This is a genomic window from Glycomyces salinus (assembly GCF_016428645.1).
Lineage (GTDB): Bacteria > Actinomycetota > Actinomycetes > Mycobacteriales > Micromonosporaceae > Glycomyces > Glycomyces salinus.
Genome location: NZ_JAELXW010000103.1, coordinates 1 through 22,763 on the forward strand (window position 1 = coordinate 1; position 22,763 = coordinate 22,763).

35 protein-coding genes are annotated in these 22,763 nt (G+C 66.2%); 29 read left to right on the forward strand and 6 right to left on the reverse strand.

Annotated features, from left to right (window positions below; genetic code table 11):
- Positions 1 to 84 precede the first annotated feature (84 nt).
- The gene (locus JFB92_RS20730; RefSeq protein WP_199043131.1) at positions 85 to 1,578 is read left to right on the forward strand and encodes a tyrosine-type recombinase/integrase; all 1,494 of its coding nucleotides are present in this window, start codon (positions 85 to 87) and stop codon (positions 1,576 to 1,578) included.
- 5 nt (positions 1,579 to 1,583) lie between these two features.
- Here JFB92_RS20730 and JFB92_RS20735 read toward each other — a convergent pair whose 3' ends face one another.
- A complete protein-coding gene (locus JFB92_RS20735) occupies positions 1,584 to 2,003 on the reverse strand; it encodes a hypothetical protein (RefSeq protein WP_199043134.1) in 420 nt (139 codons plus the stop codon).
- A 366-nt stretch (positions 2,004 to 2,369) separates the two neighbouring features.
- On the opposite strand from JFB92_RS20735, the gene JFB92_RS20740 reads away from it, so the two are divergent.
- From JFB92_RS20740 to JFB92_RS20750, 3 genes are all read left to right on the forward strand, one after another.
- Positions 2,370 to 2,564 carry a hypothetical protein gene (locus tag JFB92_RS20740; protein WP_199043135.1) on the forward strand — a complete coding sequence of 65 codons (195 nt, stop codon included), beginning with the start codon at positions 2,370 to 2,372 and terminating at the stop codon, positions 2,562 to 2,564.
- Positions 2,565 to 2,790: 226 nt separating this feature from the next.
- Entirely contained in the window at positions 2,791 to 3,321 is a 531-nt protein-coding gene (locus JFB92_RS20745; protein ID WP_199043195.1) for a PH domain-containing protein, read from the forward strand.
- 236 nt (positions 3,322 to 3,557) lie between these two features.
- A complete protein-coding gene (locus JFB92_RS20750; RefSeq protein ID WP_199043137.1) occupies positions 3,558 to 4,013 on the forward strand; it encodes a DUF4145 domain-containing protein in 456 nt (151 codons plus the stop codon).
- A 129-nt stretch (positions 4,014 to 4,142) separates the two neighbouring features.
- On the opposite strand, the gene JFB92_RS20755 is transcribed toward JFB92_RS20750, so the two are convergent.
- The 5 genes from JFB92_RS20755 to JFB92_RS20775 all read right to left on the reverse strand — a co-directional run bounded on the left by JFB92_RS20755 (position 4,143) and on the right by JFB92_RS20775 (position 8,572).
- Complete coding sequence (locus JFB92_RS20755; protein ID WP_199043140.1) at positions 4,143 to 5,507, reverse strand: hypothetical protein; 1,365 nt, start codon at positions 5,505 to 5,507, stop codon at positions 4,143 to 4,145.
- Between the two features lie 362 nt (positions 5,508 to 5,869).
- Positions 5,870 to 6,700 carry an AbiV family abortive infection protein gene (locus JFB92_RS20760; protein ID WP_199043142.1) on the reverse strand — a complete coding sequence of 277 codons (831 nt, stop codon included), beginning with the start codon at positions 6,698 to 6,700 and terminating at the stop codon, positions 5,870 to 5,872.
- Between the two features lie 60 nt (positions 6,701 to 6,760).
- On the reverse strand, positions 6,761 to 6,979 hold the full coding sequence (locus tag JFB92_RS20765; RefSeq protein WP_199043144.1) for a hypothetical protein: 219 nt from the start codon (positions 6,977 to 6,979) through the stop codon (positions 6,761 to 6,763).
- On the reverse strand, positions 6,976 to 7,806 hold the full coding sequence (locus tag JFB92_RS20770; protein WP_307789239.1) for a phosphoribosylaminoimidazolesuccinocarboxamide synthase: 831 nt from the start codon (positions 7,804 to 7,806) through the stop codon (positions 6,976 to 6,978). The genes JFB92_RS20765 and JFB92_RS20770 overlap by 4 nt, the downstream gene beginning before the upstream one ends.
- A 4-nt stretch (positions 7,807 to 7,810) precedes the next feature.
- Positions 7,811 to 8,572, reverse strand: coding sequence for a GntR family transcriptional regulator (locus tag JFB92_RS20775; RefSeq protein WP_199043148.1), 762 nt, complete (start codon positions 8,570 to 8,572; stop codon positions 7,811 to 7,813).
- A 171-nt stretch (positions 8,573 to 8,743) separates the two neighbouring features.
- Between JFB92_RS20775 and JFB92_RS20780 the strand changes: the two genes are divergently transcribed.
- The 25 genes from JFB92_RS20780 to JFB92_RS20895 all read left to right on the forward strand — a co-directional run bounded on the left by JFB92_RS20780 (position 8,744) and on the right by JFB92_RS20895 (position 22,743).
- Positions 8,744 to 9,085: a WhiB family transcriptional regulator gene (locus tag JFB92_RS20780; protein WP_199043150.1), complete on the forward strand. Its 342-nt coding sequence runs from the start codon at positions 8,744 to 8,746 to the stop codon at positions 9,083 to 9,085.
- 458 nt (positions 9,086 to 9,543) lie between these two features.
- On the forward strand, positions 9,544 to 9,903 hold the full coding sequence (locus tag JFB92_RS20785; protein ID WP_199043152.1) for an excisionase family DNA-binding protein: 360 nt from the start codon (positions 9,544 to 9,546) through the stop codon (positions 9,901 to 9,903).
- Complete coding sequence (locus JFB92_RS20790; RefSeq protein WP_199043154.1) at positions 9,904 to 10,392, forward strand: hypothetical protein; 489 nt, start codon at positions 9,904 to 9,906, stop codon at positions 10,390 to 10,392.
- A complete protein-coding gene (locus tag JFB92_RS20795; RefSeq protein WP_199043156.1) occupies positions 10,392 to 10,544 on the forward strand; it encodes a hypothetical protein in 153 nt (50 codons plus the stop codon). The genes JFB92_RS20790 and JFB92_RS20795 overlap by 1 nt, the downstream gene beginning before the upstream one ends.
- On the forward strand, positions 10,541 to 11,008 hold the full coding sequence (locus JFB92_RS20800; protein WP_199043158.1) for a hypothetical protein: 468 nt from the start codon (positions 10,541 to 10,543) through the stop codon (positions 11,006 to 11,008). The genes JFB92_RS20795 and JFB92_RS20800 overlap by 4 nt, the downstream gene beginning before the upstream one ends.
- Positions 11,008 to 11,319 (forward strand): hypothetical protein, encoded by a 312-nt coding sequence (locus tag JFB92_RS20805; RefSeq protein WP_199043160.1) that lies wholly within the window; start codon positions 11,008 to 11,010, stop codon positions 11,317 to 11,319. The genes JFB92_RS20800 and JFB92_RS20805 overlap by 1 nt, the downstream gene beginning before the upstream one ends.
- Positions 11,316 to 11,699 carry a hypothetical protein gene (locus JFB92_RS20810; protein ID WP_199043162.1) on the forward strand — a complete coding sequence of 128 codons (384 nt, stop codon included), beginning with the start codon at positions 11,316 to 11,318 and terminating at the stop codon, positions 11,697 to 11,699. The genes JFB92_RS20805 and JFB92_RS20810 overlap by 4 nt, the downstream gene beginning before the upstream one ends.
- Entirely contained in the window at positions 11,699 to 11,953 is a 255-nt protein-coding gene (locus JFB92_RS20815; protein ID WP_199043164.1) for a hypothetical protein, read from the forward strand. The genes JFB92_RS20810 and JFB92_RS20815 overlap by 1 nt, the downstream gene beginning before the upstream one ends.
- Entirely contained in the window at positions 11,946 to 12,149 is a 204-nt protein-coding gene (locus JFB92_RS20820; protein ID WP_199043166.1) for a hypothetical protein, read from the forward strand. The genes JFB92_RS20815 and JFB92_RS20820 overlap by 8 nt, the downstream gene beginning before the upstream one ends.
- A gap of 33 nt (positions 12,150 to 12,182) precedes the next feature.
- Complete coding sequence (locus JFB92_RS20825) at positions 12,183 to 12,488, forward strand: hypothetical protein (protein ID WP_199043168.1); 306 nt, start codon at positions 12,183 to 12,185, stop codon at positions 12,486 to 12,488.
- A complete protein-coding gene (locus JFB92_RS20830; RefSeq protein ID WP_199043170.1) occupies positions 12,478 to 13,155 on the forward strand; it encodes a GGDEF domain-containing protein in 678 nt (225 codons plus the stop codon). The genes JFB92_RS20825 and JFB92_RS20830 overlap by 11 nt, the downstream gene beginning before the upstream one ends.
- Positions 13,155 to 13,283, forward strand: a complete 129-nt coding sequence (locus JFB92_RS26335; RefSeq protein WP_269848025.1) for a hypothetical protein — start codon at positions 13,155 to 13,157, stop codon at positions 13,281 to 13,283. Before JFB92_RS20830 ends, JFB92_RS26335 begins: the two co-directional genes overlap by 1 nt.
- 74 nt (positions 13,284 to 13,357) lie before the next feature.
- Positions 13,358 to 13,747, forward strand: coding sequence for an RRQRL motif-containing zinc-binding protein (locus tag JFB92_RS20835; RefSeq protein WP_199043197.1), 390 nt, complete (start codon positions 13,358 to 13,360; stop codon positions 13,745 to 13,747).
- Positions 13,744 to 14,208: an ASCH domain-containing protein gene (locus JFB92_RS20840; protein WP_199043172.1), complete on the forward strand. Its 465-nt coding sequence runs from the start codon at positions 13,744 to 13,746 to the stop codon at positions 14,206 to 14,208. The genes JFB92_RS20835 and JFB92_RS20840 overlap by 4 nt, the downstream gene beginning before the upstream one ends.
- Positions 14,209 to 14,211: 3 nt before the next feature.
- Positions 14,212 to 14,403, forward strand: a complete 192-nt coding sequence (locus JFB92_RS20845; RefSeq protein WP_199043173.1) for a hypothetical protein — start codon at positions 14,212 to 14,214, stop codon at positions 14,401 to 14,403.
- Entirely contained in the window at positions 14,400 to 14,756 is a 357-nt protein-coding gene (locus JFB92_RS20850; RefSeq protein ID WP_199043174.1) for a hypothetical protein, read from the forward strand. The genes JFB92_RS20845 and JFB92_RS20850 overlap by 4 nt, the downstream gene beginning before the upstream one ends.
- Positions 14,756 to 15,154, forward strand: coding sequence for a hypothetical protein (locus tag JFB92_RS20855; protein ID WP_199043175.1), 399 nt, complete (start codon positions 14,756 to 14,758; stop codon positions 15,152 to 15,154). Before JFB92_RS20850 ends, JFB92_RS20855 begins: the two co-directional genes overlap by 1 nt.
- Positions 15,151 to 15,546, forward strand: coding sequence for a hypothetical protein (locus JFB92_RS20860; protein ID WP_199043176.1), 396 nt, complete (start codon positions 15,151 to 15,153; stop codon positions 15,544 to 15,546). Before JFB92_RS20855 ends, JFB92_RS20860 begins: the two co-directional genes overlap by 4 nt.
- Complete coding sequence (locus JFB92_RS20865; RefSeq protein WP_199043177.1) at positions 15,543 to 16,388, forward strand: hypothetical protein; 846 nt, start codon at positions 15,543 to 15,545, stop codon at positions 16,386 to 16,388. The genes JFB92_RS20860 and JFB92_RS20865 overlap by 4 nt, the downstream gene beginning before the upstream one ends.
- Positions 16,385 to 17,647: a DUF2637 domain-containing protein gene (locus JFB92_RS20870; protein WP_199043178.1), complete on the forward strand. Its 1,263-nt coding sequence runs from the start codon at positions 16,385 to 16,387 to the stop codon at positions 17,645 to 17,647. The genes JFB92_RS20865 and JFB92_RS20870 overlap by 4 nt, the downstream gene beginning before the upstream one ends.
- Positions 17,647 to 17,907 carry a hypothetical protein gene (locus JFB92_RS20875; protein ID WP_199043180.1) on the forward strand — a complete coding sequence of 87 codons (261 nt, stop codon included), beginning with the start codon at positions 17,647 to 17,649 and terminating at the stop codon, positions 17,905 to 17,907. The genes JFB92_RS20870 and JFB92_RS20875 overlap by 1 nt, the downstream gene beginning before the upstream one ends.
- Positions 17,908 to 17,948: 41 nt before the next feature.
- Entirely contained in the window at positions 17,949 to 18,443 is a 495-nt protein-coding gene (locus JFB92_RS20880; protein ID WP_199043182.1) for a hypothetical protein, read from the forward strand.
- A gap of 31 nt (positions 18,444 to 18,474) precedes the next feature.
- Positions 18,475 to 18,870 carry a hypothetical protein gene (locus JFB92_RS20885; protein ID WP_199043184.1) on the forward strand — a complete coding sequence of 132 codons (396 nt, stop codon included), beginning with the start codon at positions 18,475 to 18,477 and terminating at the stop codon, positions 18,868 to 18,870.
- Entirely contained in the window at positions 18,871 to 20,496 is a 1,626-nt protein-coding gene (locus tag JFB92_RS20890) for a hypothetical protein (protein ID WP_199043186.1), read from the forward strand. It abuts the gene before it with no gap.
- A 105-nt stretch (positions 20,497 to 20,601) separates the two neighbouring features.
- Positions 20,602 to 22,743 carry a MarR family transcriptional regulator gene (locus JFB92_RS20895; protein ID WP_199043188.1) on the forward strand — a complete coding sequence of 714 codons (2,142 nt, stop codon included), beginning with the start codon at positions 20,602 to 20,604 and terminating at the stop codon, positions 22,741 to 22,743.
- Positions 22,744 to 22,763: the final 20 nt, after the last annotated feature.

Here is a 22,763-nt window from a genome sequence, read left to right on the forward strand (position 1 = left end):
ACCGCAAAACCCCAGTTCACAGGCATGACCGGCCGATCTACAAAAGTTCCTGTTCCCGGGATTGTTCCCCAGCACACTAAGGTCATGGCTACAACACCACCGCAGGGCCGCAAACGCGGACGCGTCTGGCAGCACGGAAACCGGCTCCAGATCCGCGTATCGGCCGGCACCGACATCGTCACCGGCAAGCGCCTCTACCTCAACGACGCCGTTCCGTTCCCTCCCGGCGCCACCGCGAAGCAGCAGCGCGAGGCGTGGAAGGCCGCGGAGAACCGCCGCGCCGAACTCGTGGCCCAAGTCGACCAGGGCCGAGCCGCCAAGACCGACACCGAGTTCCGGTCCGCCGTCGACGAGTGGCTGCGGAACCACCGCGCCGAGGTCGAGGCCTCCACCCATGAGAAGTACGCCCAACTCGCCCGCGACTACGTCAAGCCCGCCCTCGGCGGCGTCAAGCTCACGCAAATCCAGGGCCTGGTGAAGTCGGCCGAGGACCTCCTGGCCGACCTAGCAGTCTGCTGGCGCCGCTGCGGCGGCCGGATCAAGACCGACCACCACCAAGAGGGCCGCGGCAAGGCCCGCGTACTCGCCGAGAACGAACTCGAGGACCATCGCTGCACCAAGCGGTGCGGGCCGCACGAGTGCAAGCCGGCGTCGTTGACCATCCGTCTGCACCTGCACACCATCGTCAAGGGCAGTCTCGACGCCGCCCACCGCTGGGGCTGGATCGCGGTCAACCCCGCCGGGCAGATCCGGCGCCCGAAGAGGAAGGCCACCAAGCCCGAAGCGCCGAGTCCCGACCAAGCTGCCGCACTGATCAACGCGGCCTTCGAGGAGGACTTCGAGTGGGGTGTGAACATCTGGGTGCTGTTCATGACTTCGAGTAGGCGCAGTGAGCACTGCGCCACGCAGCTCCGGCACGTGGACTTCCGCCGCAAGAAGATCCTCGTCAACCCGCTCAAGACCGACACCGACGCGTGGATGAGCCTGGACGCGACCACGCTGGGCCTGCTAGGCGAGCTCCGCGACCGCATCGCCGAGAAGAAGGCCGCTCTCGGCCTGACGTTGACCGGCGAGGAGTACCTCTACTCCTACTCCCCCGGCCACTCCAAGCCCGGCAGCCTGTCGCACTTCACCCGCCGGTTCGGCAAGATGGCCGGCCGCCTCGGCTTCCACGCCACCCCGCACAAGGCGCGCCACTACACCGCCGCCGAGCTCATGGCCTCCGGCATCGACCCGGTCACCATCGCCTACCGGCTCAACCACGCCAACCCGAAGACCACTCTCGACTTCTACGCCGCCTGGCGGCCCCGCGGCGACGAGCACGCCGTCGCCGTCATCGCCGACCAGATGCCAGCCGCACCGTCCGACCGCAACGAACGCCCCGACCGCGACCACTCGGCCGAGCAGCCGCGGCGCACCTCCCCCGAACTCGAAGCCCGCATCTGCGACCTCAGCCGCCGCACCGGCTGGGGCCCCAAGCGCATCGCCGAGCACTTGACCGCCGAGAACGTCGAAATCGCCCAGTCCACCGTGTGGCTGGTCCTCAAACGCCACGGCCTCAACCGAGGGGACAACTGAGGCCCCTACTCTGCATCCCCAGTGGTGGCCTCAGCTCGCACCACGCGACTGACATCGCGCGCCAAGCCATCAAGGCAAGGGCACCTGTCGAGCTTGTCGGCAGCGACGCAGTGGAGGACTCCCGCGATCCGGAGGCATCTGGCGATCTCCTTGAGCGTTCTGATCCCGCTCGCACGCTCGATGGCCTTCTCGATGCCCTTGGATACTGCGCCTCGGATGACCTGGGCGGTCTCGGGGCCACACTTTGCCTCGACCTGACCTAGCAGCGGTTCCGGGTCGAGGCGGGCCAGGCCATCGAGGTATCGAGCAACCTCGGCGAGGTCGCGGCAGTCCTTGAGCCCACGCAGCTTCTTGGCCTTCCGGGATCCGAACAGCTTCTCAATCCTGTCCCGACTCGCGCGTTGCCAGCCTGGATCCTCATACAACGCCTGGCCGCGAGTCTGCAGCTCGGGATACGAAGCTTGGAGGCTACCGCCCCCTGCCGAACCCAGGCTCCCGCCATGGTCCTCGCACGGGTAGTAGCGGCGCCGACGACAGGGGCTCCCGTCCTGGTTCGTCGGGGTTCCACATAGGGGTGCAGACATGGACCCAAACGTCCCACACCAACAGCAATCATCACTGTCAGAGACCAGACACTGACTGGTCTTCCGGGAGTTCCCGCTTACGCTGTCCCCAGCCCGGTGCGCCCTAATCCACATCGCCCCCAGCCGCCTCGGAACATTAGTTCCCAAGGAAGACTCCATCTCGCCCTACGATCCGGAGAGAACGACCGCCGTACCGGAAGGACACCGATGGAACGCCACGACTCCGCCAAACAGGCCCGCCGCTGGCTCGAACGCGCCATCAAGGACGCGAAGACCCCAGAGCAGTACGCGCAGATCGGCACCGGCTACGCCTACCTGGCGATCGCCGAGGAACTCCACCGGCAGAGCGAAATCCGGGTGCGTCAATACAAGGGCGACTTCAGCATCATCCAACGCCCATAGTTGACTCGCCAGGGCAGGCTCCAACTTGCATCCCGTAAAGCCGAGATCGAGCTGACTCTTATTCACGCTAGTCAGCGTGGGGTATACGCACTTTCTTTACGTAACGTGACAAACTGGTCGACTGCCTCAGTTGTCAACGTTGGAGCCGCGAACTGGGTTCGCGGCTTCCCACATTACCGACTGAACGGGGGATGTCCACATGGAACTTGGCCGCTAGCCTGGTTTGATGGGCAAGAAACTCGACAAACTCCTCAGCCAAGTCGCTGGGCATCTCGAACAAGGGGAAAACGTTCTCGCCGCAGTCCTCGGCATTGCCCCGACCTCAGTTCTCGGCAGTGACAAGGCATTCGGCAACGTTGACGCTGTTCGCACTGGCGTGCTGATTGCAACTGATAGGCGCGTCATCCGCTACATCAAGAAACTCGGTGGCCACGACCTCGAGAGCTTTCCGTACGCGACCATCGCGAGTCTTGAAGGTGGCAAAACCTTTGCCGGTCCCAAATTCAAGATCCATGCGAGCGAGAACTCCACGGAACTAAAAGCGATCTCCGACGGCGATCCGGCGATGTTTGAACGCGCCGTGCGCGACCAGATGGCGGCCGCACGCGTCGATCGCCAGGAACCTGCGTCAGTGGCTGCAGCAGCACCCCCGGGGGCATCCACTGCCGACCAGCTCACTCAGCTTGCAGGACTCCTCGACCGTGGCCTGATCACCCGCGAGCAGTACGACGCCGAAGCTGCAAAACTCCTCGGGTAGGCGCGGATGCCATCACATGAATGCCACAACTGCGGCGTGATCGCACAAATGGTACTCCATGGGAAGCCGATTCGCATCGATGGCTTCGAAGTACCATTTGAGGACTATTCCGCATCCTATGAAGTCTGGACCGCCCCATATCGGTGCGCACACTGCGAGCACATCAACATCGGCACCACACACCGATCCAGGCAGACTTTGACGGCTATGTACGAACCGACGCCGCACAGGAGTCCATGGCCGCATCCGATGCCGAGCTTACTTGGGAGCCAGCACGGATACAGGCGCCGGCCTATCAGCATGTACCCGAAAAGATCGCCAGCGCAGCTGCCGAAGCGTATGTCTGCCACTCGGTCAAGGCGTACAGGGCCGCAGTGATTCTCGCTCGCGCCGTAGTCGAGGCTGTTGCGAAGGACAAGGGGATCACCGAACGCAAGCCCCTCGAATGGAAGATTGAGAAGCTGCGCGAGGAAGACCTCGTCCGCGAATACGTTGAGGAAGCGGCCCACGAGGTACGACACCTTGGCAATGACATGGCGCACGGCGACTTTGAAGAGCACGTCAAGCAACACGACTCGCTCGAGATCCTCGAGTTCGTGGGCATTGTCCTGACTGAGGTCTACGAAGGTCCGGGGCGAGCCAAAGCACGTAAGGAAGCTCGGGAAGCAAAGAAACCCGCCAGCACGATCTAGTAATGACCACCGAAGAAAGTACCCATGTCTCCCCGCAGCTCCAATGGCAATCGTGCCGAGAGCCGGCGCACCCCCGCTTGCTGGATCTGTTCAGAAAGAACTGCGTTAGTTACTGCCCAAGGCACTGGTTCAGGATGGCTCCTCATACCCTTCGTCCCATCTCTCTCGGATGTCATCATTCCAAGGCTCAATTGAGAGCCCTTCCGGCAATTCATCCCGGCTATAGGACTGCTTGAACTCAAGTGAGCGTCTCACCTTTTGGCTGCCGCGCCTGTCTTTGAGCTCAGCATCAACAAACGAGAGGTCGACGCCATCAGGAGTCATGCCAGTTAGGTCAATGGTTGAACCCCACTTTAGATCGGAATGATCGAAGATGAACTTTGTATCAGTGAGTTTCGATGCCGAGAGATCAATTGTGCCGATGAAGATTTCCGCTCGGTCAAGGTCCATAGTGACATCATTCATCTGAGTTTCATCAAACCAGAGGTGACTTTGGACCCTAGCGCCATCTAGGTAGATGTGAACTCCGTCGAAAACAGCACCCGTGAACCACAACCAGGTGGCCTGGAGCTTGGCGTTGCTGAAAACGATGTTGTAGTTCGCAAACCTGCACTCCCGAAAGTGCATGGTTACCCCATTCAGGTAGGCATCATGGAGAAACACCCCTTCGATTGTTGCGCCGGTAAAGTCATATTCATGCCGGTGCCAGGTCTCGCCCTCTTGCGGCTCCTTCCGGAGTCGGTTGGCGATCTGGTTGAGGATTGCTTGCCTGATCTGGCGCTCATCGCGGAACTCGGTCATGGTCTTAGCGTCAACGATGGGCACTCCGTTGACCTCCACTTTGCCCTGGTGCCCTGGTCGTTGCAGGATGACATCGGTTGGCGGCGTGTATGGCCTGCGGATATAGGCACACAGCACATCTATGCAGGTCTGGCGCCCATCGGCCCAGTCATCGGCAAGATGCGCCATCGCGTAGACGCCAGCAAGCCTGACCATCGCGTTCTCGGAGCCGAGCTGCTCACTTGCCCCTTGGAACCGCTCTGAGTACAGTTTGGTGTCTTCCCGCTGCTCGTTGCGCTCTCCGAGCTTCTGCCTCCGGTAGGCAACCACCAACGCCACCGCCGCACCGATCCCACCGGCAACTAGAAGGGCAACGCGGACAAGGTCAGCGACCTGGGCATCGGTGCCTAGTTCGCCACGGTTGGGATTGCCGGCCATCCACCAGACCGCCATGAAGGCCAGGCCCGCAATGACGGCTGCAACCAGCATCACCAGCAGGATGCTCGGGAACGCGTCCAAGCCGCTGAGCCACCGGCCGACACCTCCCAGCAGTGACTTGAGCCCACCTCCGAGCTTCTGAACAGCCCGCAACGGCCAGGGCCACACCAATCGGAGCAGCCATCGCCCCAGCAAGTGCTGTTTGCCTAGCTGCCTCTCCTTTCCGGCAACCACCTCCTGGGACTTCTTCGCCGACATAGGCTTTTTCTTCGCCATCTGGGCAGCATAAACTATTCTTTGGCGTTGTATGACTCTGGTGTAATAACCGTTTCACGCTTTCCGTGTGTCGCACGACCCGCGCATGGGCAACTTCTACCGATTCGTCGGGAATTTGAGACGTCTCGAGTGCATAGTCGAGGCAGGCGCATAGTCGAAAGTGGATATATGGAGGAGGGATGATGACCAACCATCCCAGCAAAATCCCCAAGCACAATGTTCAATTGGCACCCGAGCAATGGGGCGACTAGCTCCACAGCCTCTGCCTTGGGATACGGGCTGAACTTCTGACGCTTTGAGAACACGAAAAGAATCCTCTATGATCAGAATCCGCACCCAGCATCCTAGTTAATCCCAGTTGCTCACTCAAGCTTCTCCTGGTTCAGTTCCTCGGAGAGCGCGATGAGCTCGATGGTCTCGGCTTCATATCCGGGCTTGCCGAAGTTGCGGAAGGGGTTCTGGTCTGATCCAGAGCGATTGAATCGGTAGGCGGAATTGGACAAGGGCTCGCCTGGCACCTCCTCCCGCAGTGCCTGATAAAACGCACGCTGCGACCCATCGGGGCCATGCGCATTGGCATCCAGCCACTCCAGGACTTCGTCGGAGAGCGGCGGGAGACCGGCTTCGCGCTCGTCCTGTTGCTTGCCCTCGATATGCTCGCCAAGGCGAAGCTGCCATCCGATCTGGTGAACTCGCTCGACGACCCCACGGAGGGTCGCCTCGTCAGCCGCGTCCGTGGGCACCTTAACGTTGCCGACCTTGTCGAGATCCACGTAGAAGCCCCGCAGTTTCCATTTGTCATGTCGGCGGGCCCAGGATTTGATCGTGCCTAGCTGAGCGATGTTCTGCTCCGGGTCAGGGGGCTCGTGGTCGAACCAGTATCGTTCTTCGAGCAAGAAGTGGTAAACCGCTTCAAGTTTCCTCTCATGACTCGCCCAAAGTTGATCCAAGTAGTTGCACCTGAAGAGCTCACCCTCCGGTGCGTTGACAATGTCGACTCGCCGCTCATGGATCGCAATCGCCTTGCCGGACTCTTCCAGGCCCAACACCGCGAGTGACCTCGCGAGCGCCACTTGGCCTTGGTCCAGGAGGGTGAGGGCCGAAGTCAGGAGAGCGTTGGCATTCTCCAGAAGCGCGTCCTGCAGCCGAACCACTTGCTCTGGAGATAGGTCCGGAAGTACTCGGATATCCATCCTCCAAGTCTGCTACAGGCCACCGACATCATCCTCGACCCGGGTCGATGCTAGCGGCGCTTACCAGGGACTCTCTGTCTCTTCTTGCTTAGAAGGCCAGGTTCGATCGATCGTGTCGGTCATGTCGAGGACGGTCCTGACGCCCATGCCTCGCAGCATCTTGCTGGCACCAAGAGAGATGTCGGCGTAGCTGACGACTTCAGGCTCGATCCCCTCTTCACGAAGTAGATCGACAACCTGATTGATGAATTTGTGCTCATTGTAGGTCGGCTGAGTCATTTCCACTGTTCTCCGGTGATTCGCTCGTATGCCTCGATGTAACGCTGACGGGTCGCTTCCACGATCTCCTCGGGCACCTCCGGTGCCGGCGGTTGCTTGTTCCAGCCGGTACCAGCAGCCCAGTCGCGGACGAACTGTTTGTCGAAGGCGTACTGGGGACGGCCAGGCTTCCACTGGTCCGCGGGCCAGAAGCGGGAGGAGTCCGAGGTGAGGATCTCGTCTGCCAGTGTCAGAGTGCCATCTGCGTCGATCCCGAACTCGAACTTGGTATCAGCGATGATGATGCCTTGCTCTGCGGCGATCGCAGCGCCCCGCTTGTAGAGTTCGACGGTGAGTTCTTCAAGGTGCTCAGCGGTGTCGCCTCCGATGTCGGCTACGACATCGTCGAAGGTTATGAACTCGTCGTGGCCCACCGTAGCCTTCGTGGTCGGAGTGAAGATCGGCTCGGGAAGTCTTGAGCCTTCGACAAGCCCTTCCGGAAGGTTCACACCGGAGATCGCGCCATCACGCTGATACTCGCGGAGACCAAGACCAGCCAGGTAGCCGCGGGCGATGCACTCGACCTGAAGCATGTCGAGCTTCTTGCACCGAATCGCGCGGCCCTTGAACTCCTCGGGAACGTCGTCGGCTGAGATGACGTGGTTCGGCACCAGGTCGGCGAGTTTGTCGAACCACCACAGGCTCAGCGCGGTCAGCAACTTCCCCTTTTCGGGAATTGGTGTTGGCAGGACGACGTCGTAGACCGAAACCTTGTCGGAGGCGACCAGGATGATGTCGCCACGGTCTGCAAAGACATCGCGGATCTTGCCGGAATGAATCAGTTGCACAGCTTCAGCCTTCCATCTCGGGTTGGATCTCATAGCTGTAGGTCGACCAACGACCAGCCACCGCTACCGACTCGCCGTACTCGACGACCCCGCCGTCCGGGTCGAACATCCAGTTGCGGCCGTGTTTGACCGGCTCCCCCACCTCGATCTGGAGGAGTTCGGCATCGCGCTCGTCGGCCGGTCCGGCCGCAGACTGGTCGCGACCACTAGTAATGCGTCGGTTGGTGGTGCGCTCGATGTAGGCCGGCGTGCCCTCCGGCAACCGCTCAGCGCGCAGCAGGGCTGGAGAAGTCGCCGCAAGTTGACCGTCGAACCAACTGGTCGAAGCCGACACCGGTGTCTCGGATTCCTTGCTCATCGTTACTCGCAGGCGTCGAATGACTGGTGCGCCCTCGTCGAGGCCGAGAGCTTCGGCGATCGCTTCAGATGCTGAGGTCAACTCCGCCTTAACGATCCGAGCGTATTCCGAATCGGGATAGATACGGCCGGAACTGCGGATGGACCGCAGCCGATCATGACCGGTCCGGAGCGGCTGCTCACTGCGGACGAAGGTCCCCTTGCCCGGGATGCTCTCAGTCAGCCCTTCGCGGCGAAGTGCGGTGAGGGCCTTCTGGGCTGTGTTGGGCTGAACGGACCAGTCTGCGGCAAGCTTCCGAGCCGACGGCACCTTCGCATTCGGCTCCATGTCGCCATTGATGATCTGGTCGCGCAGAGCCTCGTAGATCTGCTCATAGGCATGCTTCGCGCGTTCAACTCTTGGCGACACCGTAGCTCTCCTCACCCCGTGGTACACCGCGTACTACTACACACTAGCGGAGCGTCGGGCGCAAGACGTATTCGCAGGTAATTCCGTGAGTTGCACCCCAGCTTGACGAGTGTCGTACGACGCTGTACAGTATTGTGTAGTACTACAGTTGGCTAGTTCAGGAGGCACCAGATGGGCGCTGCCAAAGCAGCCAGTATCAGCCAAGACCTGCCGTCGTTGGTGGCAGCGGTTGATGCTCTCAACCTCCACCAGGGCCGGTCGCTGATCGGACGCTTCGGCCGCTGCGCCACCGGGGACGCCCCGGCCGACCGCTTCTACCCGGAGGGCCGCCCCCTCAAGGCCGCCACCGAATTGTGCGGAACCTGCCCCGTTCGCCGTCCCTGCCTCCTGGTGGCCCTCAAGACCCGTGAACGAGCCGGCATCTGGGGCGGAGCCAGCTACGGCACCCGGAAGAACCTCCTCCGCCAGATCGCCGCTGCCCGCAAACCGACTTCTCCGACCCCGACCGCCTAACGCCCCTCAACAGGCTTCGCTGCCGAACGACCCGCGAGAGTCCGCCGACGGCGCACGTTGTCACAGAACTGCACAGGGTGACTGAACTTGTTCCCGCCCGCGGCGAGTAGGCCGGGGCCGGAACCGTCCGGCAGGCAAGGGCGCCCGCTCCTGGGAGTGTCAGGGGCAACGGGCCACCTCGAGACCGGACGCCCCGGCGCAGGGACAAGCGCCACCCGCCGAGCGATCCGCTCGGCGGATCAACGTCGCCTCATGCCGCACCGATCGGTGCGGCATGAGGCGGCCCAAAGCTGACCGTGATGCCGATGCGCTCCGCTTCCGCGTCGAGCGCCGCCAGGTCAGCCTCTGCGCAGTCCGACTCGGCTGCCGCCTATCGACTATTCGCCTTCATGTCCTCGCGCAGGTCCCTCTGCGCACCCGTCAAATGCAGCCGTCAGCTGCGGAAGGAGTCATCCCACGTGAATGACAACGCGCTCCTGGAGGAGCTGGAGAAACGCATGGCCGCTCGCGGCTATCCCGGTGCCAAGGCCAGTCAGGCCGAGGTCGAACGATTCCTGACTCCCACCGAGGCGGCGAAGGTTCTGCGGTGCTCGCAGGGCCTGCTTTACTCGCTGCTGCGTGACGGCCAGATCCCGGCGATCCGCATGGGTGCCAAGCGTTACGCGATCCCGGTCCGGCCGGTCAACCTGATCGTCGACGTCGTCATGGCCTCCGGCAACTGCATCGGCCTGGCCGATTGGAAGCAGGCCTGGGACGAGTACGTCGCCGAGCAGCTCAATGGGGCTGGTCAGCGCCAGCCCGTGCGGGTGGTGGCGTAGATGACCAGCACCTTCACTAATCCGCAGGCTCGCGATTTCGAGCGACTCGCTTGGGCGCTGCGGTTTGAGGCCGGCACTGCCGAGGGCTTGTCCGATGCGGTCGAGATCCTCGTCTCCGACGAGGCCTTTCTGACCGGGCCGATGCTCGCCTTCGTCACCGTCGAAGACACCGGCTTCAACCAGTCGGCCTGGATCGACTGGGAGGCCACCGCCTGGGCGGTGACCACCGGCGAGGTCGAACTGTCGACCGAGGTTGAGGCTGCGTGGCTGATGGCCGCGCACCTGGCCGCCGACGTCCCCATCGACATCGACGACACGTTGCGGGCAATGGACCTACACGCCTGCTCGATCGCCCAGGAAGCCCTCGGCAACCGGACCGAACCCGGAGCCTGCGAGACCGGTTCCTTCTGGGAATCGGCCTTCGCCTTCGGCCTGGCCGGTCGCGATCAGTTCGCCGATGACTGGGCGATGGCCGGAGTGATCGCCTGATGCACTCCCTGATCTCCGCGGCGCTTACGGCGCTGCTCGTGTTCGCCGTCGTCTTCGGCGGCGCGATCGTGATCGATCTGATCTGGAACGCCGTCCGCTTCGCGCGGGCCCGCCACGTCTCCGACACCGACAACGAAGGGAATCACCAGTGAGCAAGCAGACCATCAGCCTTGGGCGTGGCCGGATCGGCCACACCTCCTGGGAACGACACAGCGACCGGTGGGGCTCGATCCACCTCTCCCCGTCCGGCGAGTCGTTCGACGAGACCACGGCGGTCGACTTCGCGGCCGCGCCGGCCGGGAAGGTCGGCGAGCTGTACGCGGTCGTCACCGTCCCCTACCGGCCCAGCGCCCGTCCGCCGCGCAACGAGATGCAGCGGCGGATGCGCGAGCACTCCGCGGCCCAGGCACCGAAGACCGGCACGGTCTTCACCCTCGGCCACGGCGAGCTGTTCGCCTGGACCCTCACCGAAGGCGGCCACGCGGCCGGGACCGGCCGCAAGGTACTGGTCGGAGTCAAGCCGCTCGACGGGCGAGACGAGGACTGGATGGACCTCGTCGAGGCCTCCCGGCCCGACGAGGTCGAGCTGTGCTTCCGCGAAGGCGGTGACCACTGATGGGCTACCGCTACAGCAAGCTCGACCGGACCGAAGCGAAGACGCTGATCGAGGCCGCCCGAAACGAGATCGAAGGCGCCAACGGCCTGCAGCTCGCGATCGGCCCGCTGGCCTCGGACCTCGCGCACCTGGTCGATCTGGGCTACGCCGCCACGAGCGGCGCCGACCGGGCCCCGATGCTGACCGTCAGCGACCGAGGCTGGCGGTGGATCCGGGAGACCGTCGAGCGCAGCGGACACGAACGGGACTACGCCTGGCTGGGCTGGGGCGAGATCCTCACCGCCCTCGGCGACCGGCAGGGGCGGCGATGAAGCGGCTCCGCGAACTCAACGCCGTCCCGGGCACGCCCGCCTCGGCCCTCCACGGCCGTCTTGCGGACCTGCCGCGGCTGGTGTTCGACCACTCCCGCCGGGCCGGATTTACCGCGCTGCCCTCGCCGATCCTCTTCCCTCCCGGTCCGAAGGCCCTGGCCGCGTTCGCGGCTTGGGCGGCCGAGGCCAGCCGATTCGAGGTCGGTCCCGCCCGCGACAAGCGGCTGGTCGGGGCCCTGCGATGCGAGGTCCTTGTCGAGGACACGCCGGTGCGGGTGTGGGTGCCGATCACCGGCATGAGCGTCCAGGCCGCGACCGCCCTGGTCGACCGGGCCATGCGCTCCGAACCGGTCGGGTCCGGAGCGAAAGGAACCCGGTGATGGACCCAGTGACCAACCTGAAGGTCGTGTGGTCGATCGAGGCCAACGCCGCGATCAGCGCCCTGCCCAAAGCGCGGGCGATCGCACAGTTCAACGCCTTCACCGGCGGCCTGCAATTCCTCGAAGCCGGCGGTCAGACGAACGTGCTCGCCAACGCGCTGCGGGACAAACTCAACGATCGCGCCTCCGACGATGACCGGCGGCCGTTCTGGGAGCAGATGATCGGCGACCTGGAGGAGACCTCCAATGGCTGAGCTGCAAATGCGCCTGCTGGGGCAGCCCGACGAAGTGCGCGCCGTGGTCGAGGCCCTCACGAAGGAGCTGTCGGAGGAGCCGCCGATCCTGCGGGACGTCTCGCCGGTCTACCCGACTCGCGGTTCCGGCGGCGATGTCCGCGTTTACCTCAAGCTCGACGGCGCGCGGCTGGCCGACGAGCTCACCTCGCCTTGACCGGCAACCACCCACGAAAGGAGCCGATGCCCAGTGAACATCAGGAACAACCTGCACAAACAATGGTCGGCTACCGCCCAGGCGGCTCAGGAGAGGTTGAGCAAGATCACCACCTCCTTTGACGCTGAATTCGCCGAAAACAGGAGCGCCGCCTACGAGGACGGCGCCCGGACCCTCTGCGCCGCCGTTGACATCGACGACGTCATGTCGACGCTGCGCGAGCGCATGCGTGACACGTCCTTGCGTACCAGGCGGAACTACTACGCCTACATGCTCAACGACCTCGAGAGCGCCCTCGATTCCGGGCAGCACGGGGAGGGCCGGTTCGATGAATCCTGACCTGATCACCGGCTTCGCCACTGGCGTCACCGTCTCGGGGCTGGCGGTCGGGCTCATGGCCTGGACCACAGCCCGGGGTCTGCTGCGCCGGGCCGAGACCGAATCGCACACCGACGCCCTGACCGGGCTGCCGAACCGGAAGGGATGGGAAAAGGCCGCCGCGACATGGACCAACACGACCGGCGGCCCCCAGAACCATTGGATGATTCTGGCCGATTGTAATGGCCTCAAGGCCGTCAACGACACCTACGGCCACCAGACCGGCGACGCACTCATTCAGGCCGCCGCCGACCTGCTGCGAGAGCAGTTCCCGACCGCGGACATCGCCCGACTCGGCGGCGACGAATTCGCGCTCCTGGTCACCTGGCGCGCATGGGCGCGCCTGCGCCACCGCCGCCAGCCCCTGATCGCGACCGTCCAAACCGCCAGAGGCGCGGTCGGCTCCCGGCTGGCGGTCGGCGCGACCAGATTTGACGGCGACCTCTCGGCGGCGATGGGCCGGGCCGATGCGGCCATGTACCGCAACAAGGCCACCGGCCAGGGCCCGTACGCGGTCTTCGAGCGGGACTGCGACGACCACAGCATCGAACCGCGCCCGGCCGTGCGCATCCGCGACCTCGACACGACCCCGGCCACCGAGGCGGCCGCCAGGGAGGGAGTGGGCTAGTGGCGACCGTCTACCAGCGGGCGCTGCGCGGGCTCGAGGAGGCCGGGTATCCGACCGGCACCATCGGGCCCGCCCACGCCGGGCTCCCCGGCCTGGGCGAGCGGAGCGGCGCCAGGCTCGTCGAGTAGCTGCTCGAACTCGATCCGGCCGTCCTCGCCCGGCTCGAGGCGGCCCTCCGCGGGGACGAAGGGCGGGTGCGGTGATGTACCGCGCCGAGTTCGACGACCCGACCGGGGCCCGGTTCGGGCTGCCGACGTTCAACTTCCGGTCCGCGCCGGCCGGGCTGGCTACCCGCCGCCAGTTGGCGGCCAAGGGCCTGACCCCGGGCCGCCAGGACATCGCCGCGCAGATCCTGTGGCGCCGTCGGGGAAAGGTGCGCTGCGCCTACCTCTACCGCGAGGATCTGGCGGTGCCGAAGCGCGAGGCGACGCCCGCGCAGTTGGCCGCCCTGCTCAAAGCCTGGGCCGCGAACGCGACCTGTCCGAGCTGCGGGCAGGGCCGCGAGTACTACATCCCCCGCCGCTGGGGCGAATGCCTCGACTGCCACGACAGCGGCCACCACACCACCGAGACCAGAGAGGTCACCGCATGAGTGACCACTTCGCGCGCGGACTACGCGCCCTGACCGTCCGTCAGCCGTGGGCGCACCTGATCGCCCACGGCGGCAAAACCATCGAGAACCGCACCCGCAAGACCACCTACCGGGGTCCAGTCGCCGTCCACGCGGGCAAGACGCTCGCGGTCGCCGAATGGGAATGGGCCCGCCACCACCTCGGCGCCCGGGCTGTGCCTGACCGCGACCGGCTCGCACTCGGCGCCGTAGTGGCCGTCGCCGACCTGGTCGACTGTCACGCCGCCGGATGGCCCTCGGCATGCGGGACCGAAGCCTGCAACACCTGGGGCGAGTCCCACGGCGACGCCTGGCACTGGGTCCTGGACGACATCCGGCCCCTGACCGCCCCCGTCCCGGCCCACGGCCAGCTCGGCCTGTGGACACCCGACGACAACCTCACCGCCGCCATCACCGCGGCCATGAACCACCTGGAGCAATAGCCCATGAACCACGCCAGCGCACCACAGGCCGACCACAGCGGCGGCCATGAACACGGCTTCGCCTTCACCATGTCCGAAGGCAACGGGCCCGAACATCGCGTCGAGGTCGACTTCGACGGTCTCGATATCACCTACACCGTCCACGATGCTGACGACACCCAGGCCCCCTCCGTCGAACAAGGGGGCCGCCGATGAGCACCGCCACGGACACGATCGACGTCGCCGACCTGCACGCCTGGGCCGCCGGCGACCTGCGCATGATGGCCGCCCTCCAGTTGCTGGATGCGTCGAACCTGATCGCCCACGACTGGATCGGCCGGTTCATCAAGACCGACCCGTGGCTCCACTTCGACTTCGAGGCGATGAAGCTCGGCCTGGCCCGCTCCCCGCTGGCCTCGGGCGAGCAGGCGATCGCCGAAGCGGTCCTGTCCCTGGTCGGACAGGTCGACATCGACCTCGGCGGCACCGCCCTCAGCCTCGACCAGGCCAACCTCACCGTCCTGTGCGAGGCAATCGCCCTCGCCGGCGGTAAGGGAGGCCGGTCCTGATGGCCTACAGCAACGCCGGACGACACCTGTGCGGCCTCGCCTACACCGCCGGGTCCGAGGCGATCAAGAAGGAACTACGCCGCAGCATCGACGGCTTCGCCAAGCACGGCCTGACCGACCTGAACTGGTACCCCGCCGGATACGACGACCAGGCCGACCTCGAGGCGACCGTGTGCGCCCACACCGCCGAGGCCCTGCAGACCTTCGGACGCCTGGTCGCGCACTACGGCGACGGAACCTACGGCTGGGTCGTCGACGACTTCGAGGCGGTGATCAGGTTCGGCGACCTCACCGTCCGCCTCTCCACCACCTTCGCCAGATACCTCGGCGGCGAAGCCGAACGCATCGTCCGCGACGCGATCGCCAAGCACGGCCAGCACAGGAAGGCTCGCCCGTGAACCAGAACCAGATCCTGCTGGGCACCGGCCACTTCGGCTGGCCCAAGACCGAACGCCAGAAAGACACTTGGGCCCGGATCCTGCTCACCGACCCAGACCAGCCCGGAGCCCGGCACGGCCACGTCTTCGTCGCCTTCGACCCGGCCCTGGCCGGGCGTCGCGGCCGCCTGGTCGCCCACGTGACCGGCGTGACCGACCGCCCGAACAGCGGCACCCCGGACATCGGCCAGGAATTCGACCTGGGCACCGGCTCCCTGACCCTCGCCAAGCTCGACGAGCGGCCCGGCGACGGCCTGACCACCCTCGGCCTCGACGGCCACACCTTCGACACCGACATCCTCTACCACCTGCACACCCACTGGGTCGAACTGCGATTGGAGGTCAGCCGGTGAAGCCTGCCGAGCTGACCTGCACCAGCATCGCGATCACCGCCAAGGGCCTCGACGCGCACGCGTGGGTGGTCGACATCGACGACGAAAACAGTCCATGGCGGGTGTCCTGGATGCCCAGGCGGGACTTGACACGGCAGACCGCCCTCGAGGCCATGCGCGTTGCCGCTCGTCGCCTGCCGAGACTGGGACCGGTCCAGGCCGGGGCCTTCCTGGCCCTGGCCCAGTTCCAGATCGACCGCGCCGAGACCATGCCCGGCCTTCCGCCCATGCATCGGCGGCAGTGGAGCGGTGAACAGGTACTGGCGATCGCCTCCCGCATCGACGAGGTCCTCGCCTACGTCGGGACCGTCCCCGACCTCGGCGCCCACCGCGCCGCCGAATACCTCACCGGCAAACTCGACCAGCCCGTCTCGGCCGCCGGCGTCACCGAACTGGCCCGTCAGGGCCGGATCCAGATCGCCGGGCACTACAAGGGCCACCCGCTCTACTCAGGGCACAGCCTCGAGGCCTTCGCCGACACCGAGGCCGCCGCGGCCGCCTGTGAGGCCGGGCGCGAGCTGACCGCCGACGAGGCCGCCGTCCGACTCGGCATCCGCCGAACCGACTTCGACCACCTCACCCGAGCCGGCATCACCGGCCCGGCCGGGACCTGGCCGACCCGCTACGGCACCACCGTCCCCTACTACCGCGTCGGCGACCTCGACCGGATCGAGGCCGACCGGCCCGCCATCGACTGGGCCGCCGTCCGCGCCACACCCAAAGGCCGGCCCTCGCCCCTGGCCGGACTCCCGGCCGCCAACGACCAACCCGAGACGCGCCCCGAAAGGAGGCCAGCGACATGACCACCATCGACAACGAACCGAACGGGCCGCACCTCGAATGGTGCGCCGACTGCGACCGCCCGACCGAACTGTGCGAATGTGACCGAACAGCGAACACCGCCCGGACAACGAACACGCCGCCGCAGGCGCGCGAGACCGAACCGAACACCGAACACACCCAAGCCCGGGCCGGTACCGAACACCGAACGCGGACCGAACCGAACGCGGCGGAGCGGGCGAACACGGGCCGAACACGCCCGACCGAACAGGCTCGCTCCGGCGCCCCAGGCGCGCTCGCGCGGCTGTGGGCGTGGATCGCCGAGTGGGGCCCGCTGATCCCGATCTGGGTGCTGGCCGGCGCGCTCGGTGTGGCCGGGTTCGCCGTGTCCTTCTACACCGTCGAGGCCAAGATGCGGCCCTACTTCGCCGACCTGGCCTGGCTGGTGCCGGTCGCGGTGGACCTGGGGATCATCACCTTCACGCTGCTGGACATCTTCCTGGCCCGCCGGGCCCAGCGCATCCCGTGGATGCGCTACATCCCCTGGGCGCTGACGGCGGCCACGATCTACCTCAACGTCACCGCCTACACCGTGCTCGAAGCCCAGGTCGCCCACGCGGTCCTGCCCAGCCTGTGGGTGGTGTTCTCCGAGGCCATCGCCCGCATCATGCGTCAGAAAGCCGAGGACGAGCAGCCGACCAGCAAGCAGATCCCGCCCATCCGCTGGATCTGCGCGCCGGCGGCCACGCTCATCCTGTGGCGGGCGATGAAGCTGTGGAAGATCCCCACCTACGACCGGGCCCTGGAAATCGAAGAGGAGCGGCAACTGGCCAAAGCGGTCATGAAGGAGCGCTTCGGCAAGATCCGCCGCGCCCCGCTCGACTTGAAGGTCCGCTACCGCCAGCGCAAGATCACCGTCGCCGAGGTCGAGCAGCGCGCCGCTGAAACCGGGCCCGTTCGCCAGCGGCCCGCCCGTTCGGCGAACACCACCGGCCCCAACCAGGCCCCGGACCGCGCTGAGGCGAACGGGAAGGAGCGAACACGGTCCGTTCGGTCCGCGCCCGCCCGGTCGCGTTCGGCACGGACCGAGCCCGCACCGAACAAACCGAAACCGCGCGGCGGCCGTTCGGCGACCGAACGCCTCGCCGCCGCGCTGGCCGCCCTCCGCAACGAGGGCGTGCCGAACCCGTCCGTTCGGGAACTGGCCGAACGCGCCGGAGTCAAGAGCACCTCCACCGCGCACGCGTTCTTGAAGAACATCAACAACAAGGGCACGGCCTGATGGCCGGACACCGCAGGGGCACGGGCCGCCCGAAGCAGGCCCGTGCCCGCATCGAGCGGCGGCGGGCGGCCTTGGCCGACAAGCTCGCTGCCGCCCACACTCCGGCCGCGCAAGTCGGCGTCTGCGCCGATTATCTGCGGTCGGCCCTCAAACGCGCTGAGCCCGACCATGCTGCGGCGACTGCCGAAGAGGCTTGCGCGCTGCTGCGCGGCCTGGCCGACCGTCTCGCTTTCGAGACCTGGGAAGGAGCCCCGAAATGACTACCGAACGAACTGAAGGAATAACTGATAGCGACTGTCTGGTGTCTGGTGGACAGTCTGCCGATGCCTCCGACGAAGGGGTCAAGGCGGGCGCGCGCGCGAGGATACCGCAACCGGACACCAGACAGTCTGAACCGGTTCCCCAGCCGCCGTCGGCGGCCTCCGAGACGGACACCTCGTCCGACAGCGGCGAGGGGCCGACCACCTTCAAGGACGCCGTGGGCGCCTCGCTGCGAGCGATGGAGCCGACCGCGCGCCGATGGGCCAAGACGCTGCGCCCGCCCCTGTTCTGGACCGAGGGACTGCCCGCCGCCGGTGAGTCATGGCTGTACGCCAAGAAAGGTGAGTGGTGCCGTCCGGACTCGCCGATCCGCACGCTCGCCTTGATCTGGCAGGTCGCCACGCTTCCGGTGCGGGTGCCGACGTTCTACCTCCACTGGCTGACCGAGCGCCCGTCCCGTCTGGCCGTCTTCCTCGTCGTCTACGCCCTGCTCGCCTCCACCTCGTACGCCTCGTGGCTGCCCTGGCTGTGGTGAGTCGAACCAACACCTAGAAAGGAGCACCTTCATGGATCCCGCAATCGGGGTGGTCAGCGCGATCGCCCTCGTCGTTTTCATCATCATCCGCTGGCAGAAACTCTGGCCGAAGTTCCAGATGGTCCTGATGGTCATCATCGGCTGGGGCATCGGCGGCATGGTCGGGAGCTGGCTTGACCGCCTGATCGGCGTCAGCGAAAGCCTGTCGAACAAGTGGGGCGCCATTCTGCTCGGCGCCGCTTTCCCCGCCGCCCTGGCCATCGCCAGCCTGACGATCTTCACCATCTTCATCTGGAAGGACCAGAAAGTCCCGACCGGGCCGGTCACATGGCTGGTGCTGATCGCCTCGCTGTTGGTCATGCCGAGCCTGGGCATGCTCCCGGCGGCCTGGTCGAGCGTCGAGACCGTACTGAACGGGGTGGCCTAGATGGAGATGTTCTTCGCCATCGCGATAGTCACCGCCGTCATTGGCCGCGGTATCGGCCTGACCGTCTCCGACCTGCGCTACGCGGCCAAGGGCAAGGACCACCCCCGGTGGGCCTACCGGCGGGCCAAACTCGATGCCGCCCGCAAGGGCGAGCCGACCGGGTACTGGCAGTTGCTTGCCTCCCGCGCCTGGCGGAAGGCCTTCGACAAGCACGCCGATGCCGAAACCCGGCGCTCCGCCAAGGAGGCGAATAAGCACGACCCTCACCCGCTTCGGGACTATATGGGGCGGGTTTGGGCCGACGCCTGGAAAACCCAGGAGCTCCGGCACGACAAGCGCGTCGAGGCCCGGCGCCGCAAGCGCGGCGACCTGGCCAACGAGGGCACCGCGCCCGAGCCAGTGCCCGCGCCGACCGACGCCGACCTGACTCCGACCACGGTCGGACCGGATGCCGACGAGGTCGGCAGCGCCTTCGACTCTGCGCCTCGCGAGGACACCACCGCCGCTGACGGCGAGTCGACGACCGCACCGGTCGACCAGAGCCCATTCCCTGCAGGGGTCAAGTTCACGCACGAGACCTGGGAGAACAGGTTCACTCCTGAGGACCTCTACGCGATCAAACTCGCTCGCAGGCGAGCCACTGGCTATCTGGCCGGTGACTTCGACCTGATCGACCGTGAACCCGATCGGGACGATGTCTACTGGCTTATCGAGGCGGGTGCATTCGACCGCTCCGACCTGGCTTTGGCCGACCGACTCGTCCGCGCCCGCCCCAATCTCTACACGAGAAGCGATGCGGCCGAACAGCCTGCGGAAAGTCCCCAGCGGGCCAACAACGTCCAGCGGCAGGAGGCGACGATGCCGCAGGCGTGGAGCCCGTTCGGAACATCGGACGGCGCGGGTCCGAAGCAGCCCGGGCGACGCGAGCCAACCACCGCCGAGCGCGAGGAGCTTGAGGCCGTGCGTCACCGTTCGAAGGTCTACTTCAACAGCGACGACCACACCAACCTCGACCGCAAGCCGAACTCGCGCGACCTCGGTGTCCTGACCGCCTGGGGCACCACCGAGCAGGACCACCAATGGGCCGAGCGCATCCAGGCCGAGATCGTGTCCGAGCTCGATGAGGAACTGCGCTGCAACGGTCCGCGCCCCGAAACCGACGACAAAGAGGAGGTCCCCACCAATCCCGCCGCACCCGATGCGGAGGCGTCCGAGCACTCTGACCGGCCGCCCGGCGACGCCGTCGAAGTCCATGGCGGCAGTGCCGTTCCCGACAACGTCATCCCCTTCAACCAACCGACACTTCCCGAACCGAAAGGAATAACCGCGATGGACAACGCGACCGATCACGAGATCGACGGCCTGGAGAGCGCCAAGGCCTGGGCCAAGCAGATCAAGGACAACGCCGACGCCATGGCCGAGGGCATCGACGACGTCGAAGCCCAGTTCGCGACCTGGGAGATCACCGGCGAGAGCCTGGCGAAGGTGCCCGAGATCGGCGAGGTCTACGAACAGCTGTCGGGCCTGGCCGAGGAGCTGGGGAACCTGCTGGCCGCGATGGACGGCGTGAGCGAGGCCTACGACGCGGCCCCTGATGCTGGCAGCAAGGAGTTCGTCACCAACTAGCGGCGAAACCAGGCCCGAACCACGGGGGCGGGCCTGGTCTGCATTCGGGTGGCTCCCGGTGCACTGAGGATGCCAAGCCACGAGTTCCTCTAGGAAGGAGGCGGCATGGAGCCGACCACCGAGACCACCACGACTTCCGGCGATCGCGGCGAGGCCGCCGCCAGGCCACGGCGGACTGCGCCCGCGCCGCCGGTGCCGCCGACTCCGGGCATGGGCAGGCTGCTGTCCCGCCAGGCCGCTCCCCACTACGCGGCCGGATGTCTGATCGCCGCCGCCGCTGTCGCCAACGCCGCCGGTGAGCTCTCCGGTGAGGCTGCCACCGCCGCCGCGGTCACTGTCGGCGTCTTGTTCACTATCGCCGTCCTGCTGGCCTGCAAGAAAAGCATCCGGCTGCGAGTCAGCGCGATCGCCGCAGAATGCGGCCGCACGTGGTTGGCCGGCCTCGCGCTCGGCGCAGCCGGATGGGTCGCCGTCACCGGCATCATCGGCGTCTCGGTCGACACCGTGGCCGCCCTGCTGGCCATGGCCTATGGCATGGCCGGTCGCTGGTGGCGGGCCGTTCGCATTCCCAACCCCCGACTCGCCCCCGACCCGGTCGAGCCGCCTGCCACCAGTACTGGGCTTGAATCAATCGACGCGGTCCGCGGCCGCTGGAACGACTCCATCGGTTGCAAGGGAGGCCCGCTGGCCGGTGCGCAACTGGCCGACCGTGAGGTCATCCGCGCCGGGCTGCGTTACACCGTGCAGCTGGTGCCGGGCAAGCAGACCACCGACTCGGTCTTCGCCTGCCTGCCCCGCATCGCCTCCGGCCTACGCTGCGACTCGACGGCGGTTTTCGTCGACCCGGTCCCCGGCGACGCCTCCCGAGTGACGCTCTCAGTCCTGACGCACTCGCCGATCAACCGGCCGAACGTGCTGGAGACCTTGGAGAAGTGCGAGGACGGCACCATCCGACTCGGCCCGTGGGGCGATGGCGACGGACTCGTGCCGTGGCGGCTCTACACCGCAAACTCGATGTGGGGTGGCGTCGTCGTCGGCGGCCCTGGCTCCGGCAAGTCTGCGCTGCTGGCCCAGATGATCATCTCGGTCATGTGGCGCGGCGACACCGTCGTATGGGCCATCGACGGCCAGGACGGCGCGTCCTTGATGGACGTATGGGACCGCGTCGACTGGGCCGGCGGCAAGGACCGAGCCGAGACCATGCTGAAGGCAGCCCACTGGATCGTCGAGATCCGCTCCCGCCAGAACACTGCCCGCAAATGGAAGGGCTTCGACCCGGCCGTCCAGGGCCGTCCGGGCCTGTTCATCGTCATCGACGAGTCGCACATGATCTTCGAGGGCGACAACAACAAGCAGAACAAGTTCTATGGCGAGGACATCGCCCGACGCGGCCGCAAGGCCGGCGTCGAGATCCTCACAGCCTCGCAGTACGCGGCGATCAGGACCTTCGGCGGGTCGAAGGTGTTCCGGTCCTCGGTCATGGACGGTAACGCCATCGCGCTGCGGACTTCTAACAAGGGGGAGAAGGGCTTCTTCCCGTCCGGCTTCCAGGGCGACCCGTCGAAGATCCCGGCCGGCATGCCCGGGACCGGGTACGCCATCGACGTCACCGGCGCGGGCAAGACCGCCCCGTTCCGCAGCTACTGCACCGCTGACTTCCTGCCAGGGGTCGAGAATGGCGCCGAGTACAGCCAGGACTGGTGGCTCGAACGCTGCCCGGAGGTCGCGCTTGACGACATAGCGGCGAACACCGCCGACTTCTACACCGACGGTGCCTACTCGCAGCGCCACCAGGCCGTCAGCGACGACATGGGCCGCTACGACGAGATGCTCGACGCGCTCAGCCGCGGCCTGGACCCGAGTGCGTTCATGCCCGGCGCGGACCTGATCGGCACCAAGATGCCGACCTGGGGCGCACGTCGACCGGCCGCCGAGTCGAGCGGTTCCAGCGCCGTCGAAGTCGACCTGCCCGCAACGCTGGTCGTGCCCAAACTCATCGCGCTCAGCGGCGGCCACACGGAGGCCGCGACCGGGCCTGAACCGAAACCGCTTTCGGAATCGGCCCAGCGGCTTCTGACTGAGCTGCGGGGTGGACCACTGCGCCCCAAGGACCTCATCGACGCACTCGGCCTCAGCCGGGCCCGCGTCAACGAGCTCCTCAAACAGCTCCAGCAAGACGGCCACGTCTACCAGCCCGAATACGGCCGCTACGCGCTCGCCGAAGCGGACGCGCCCCAGGCGGCCTGACCACACTGCCGTTCGGCCCC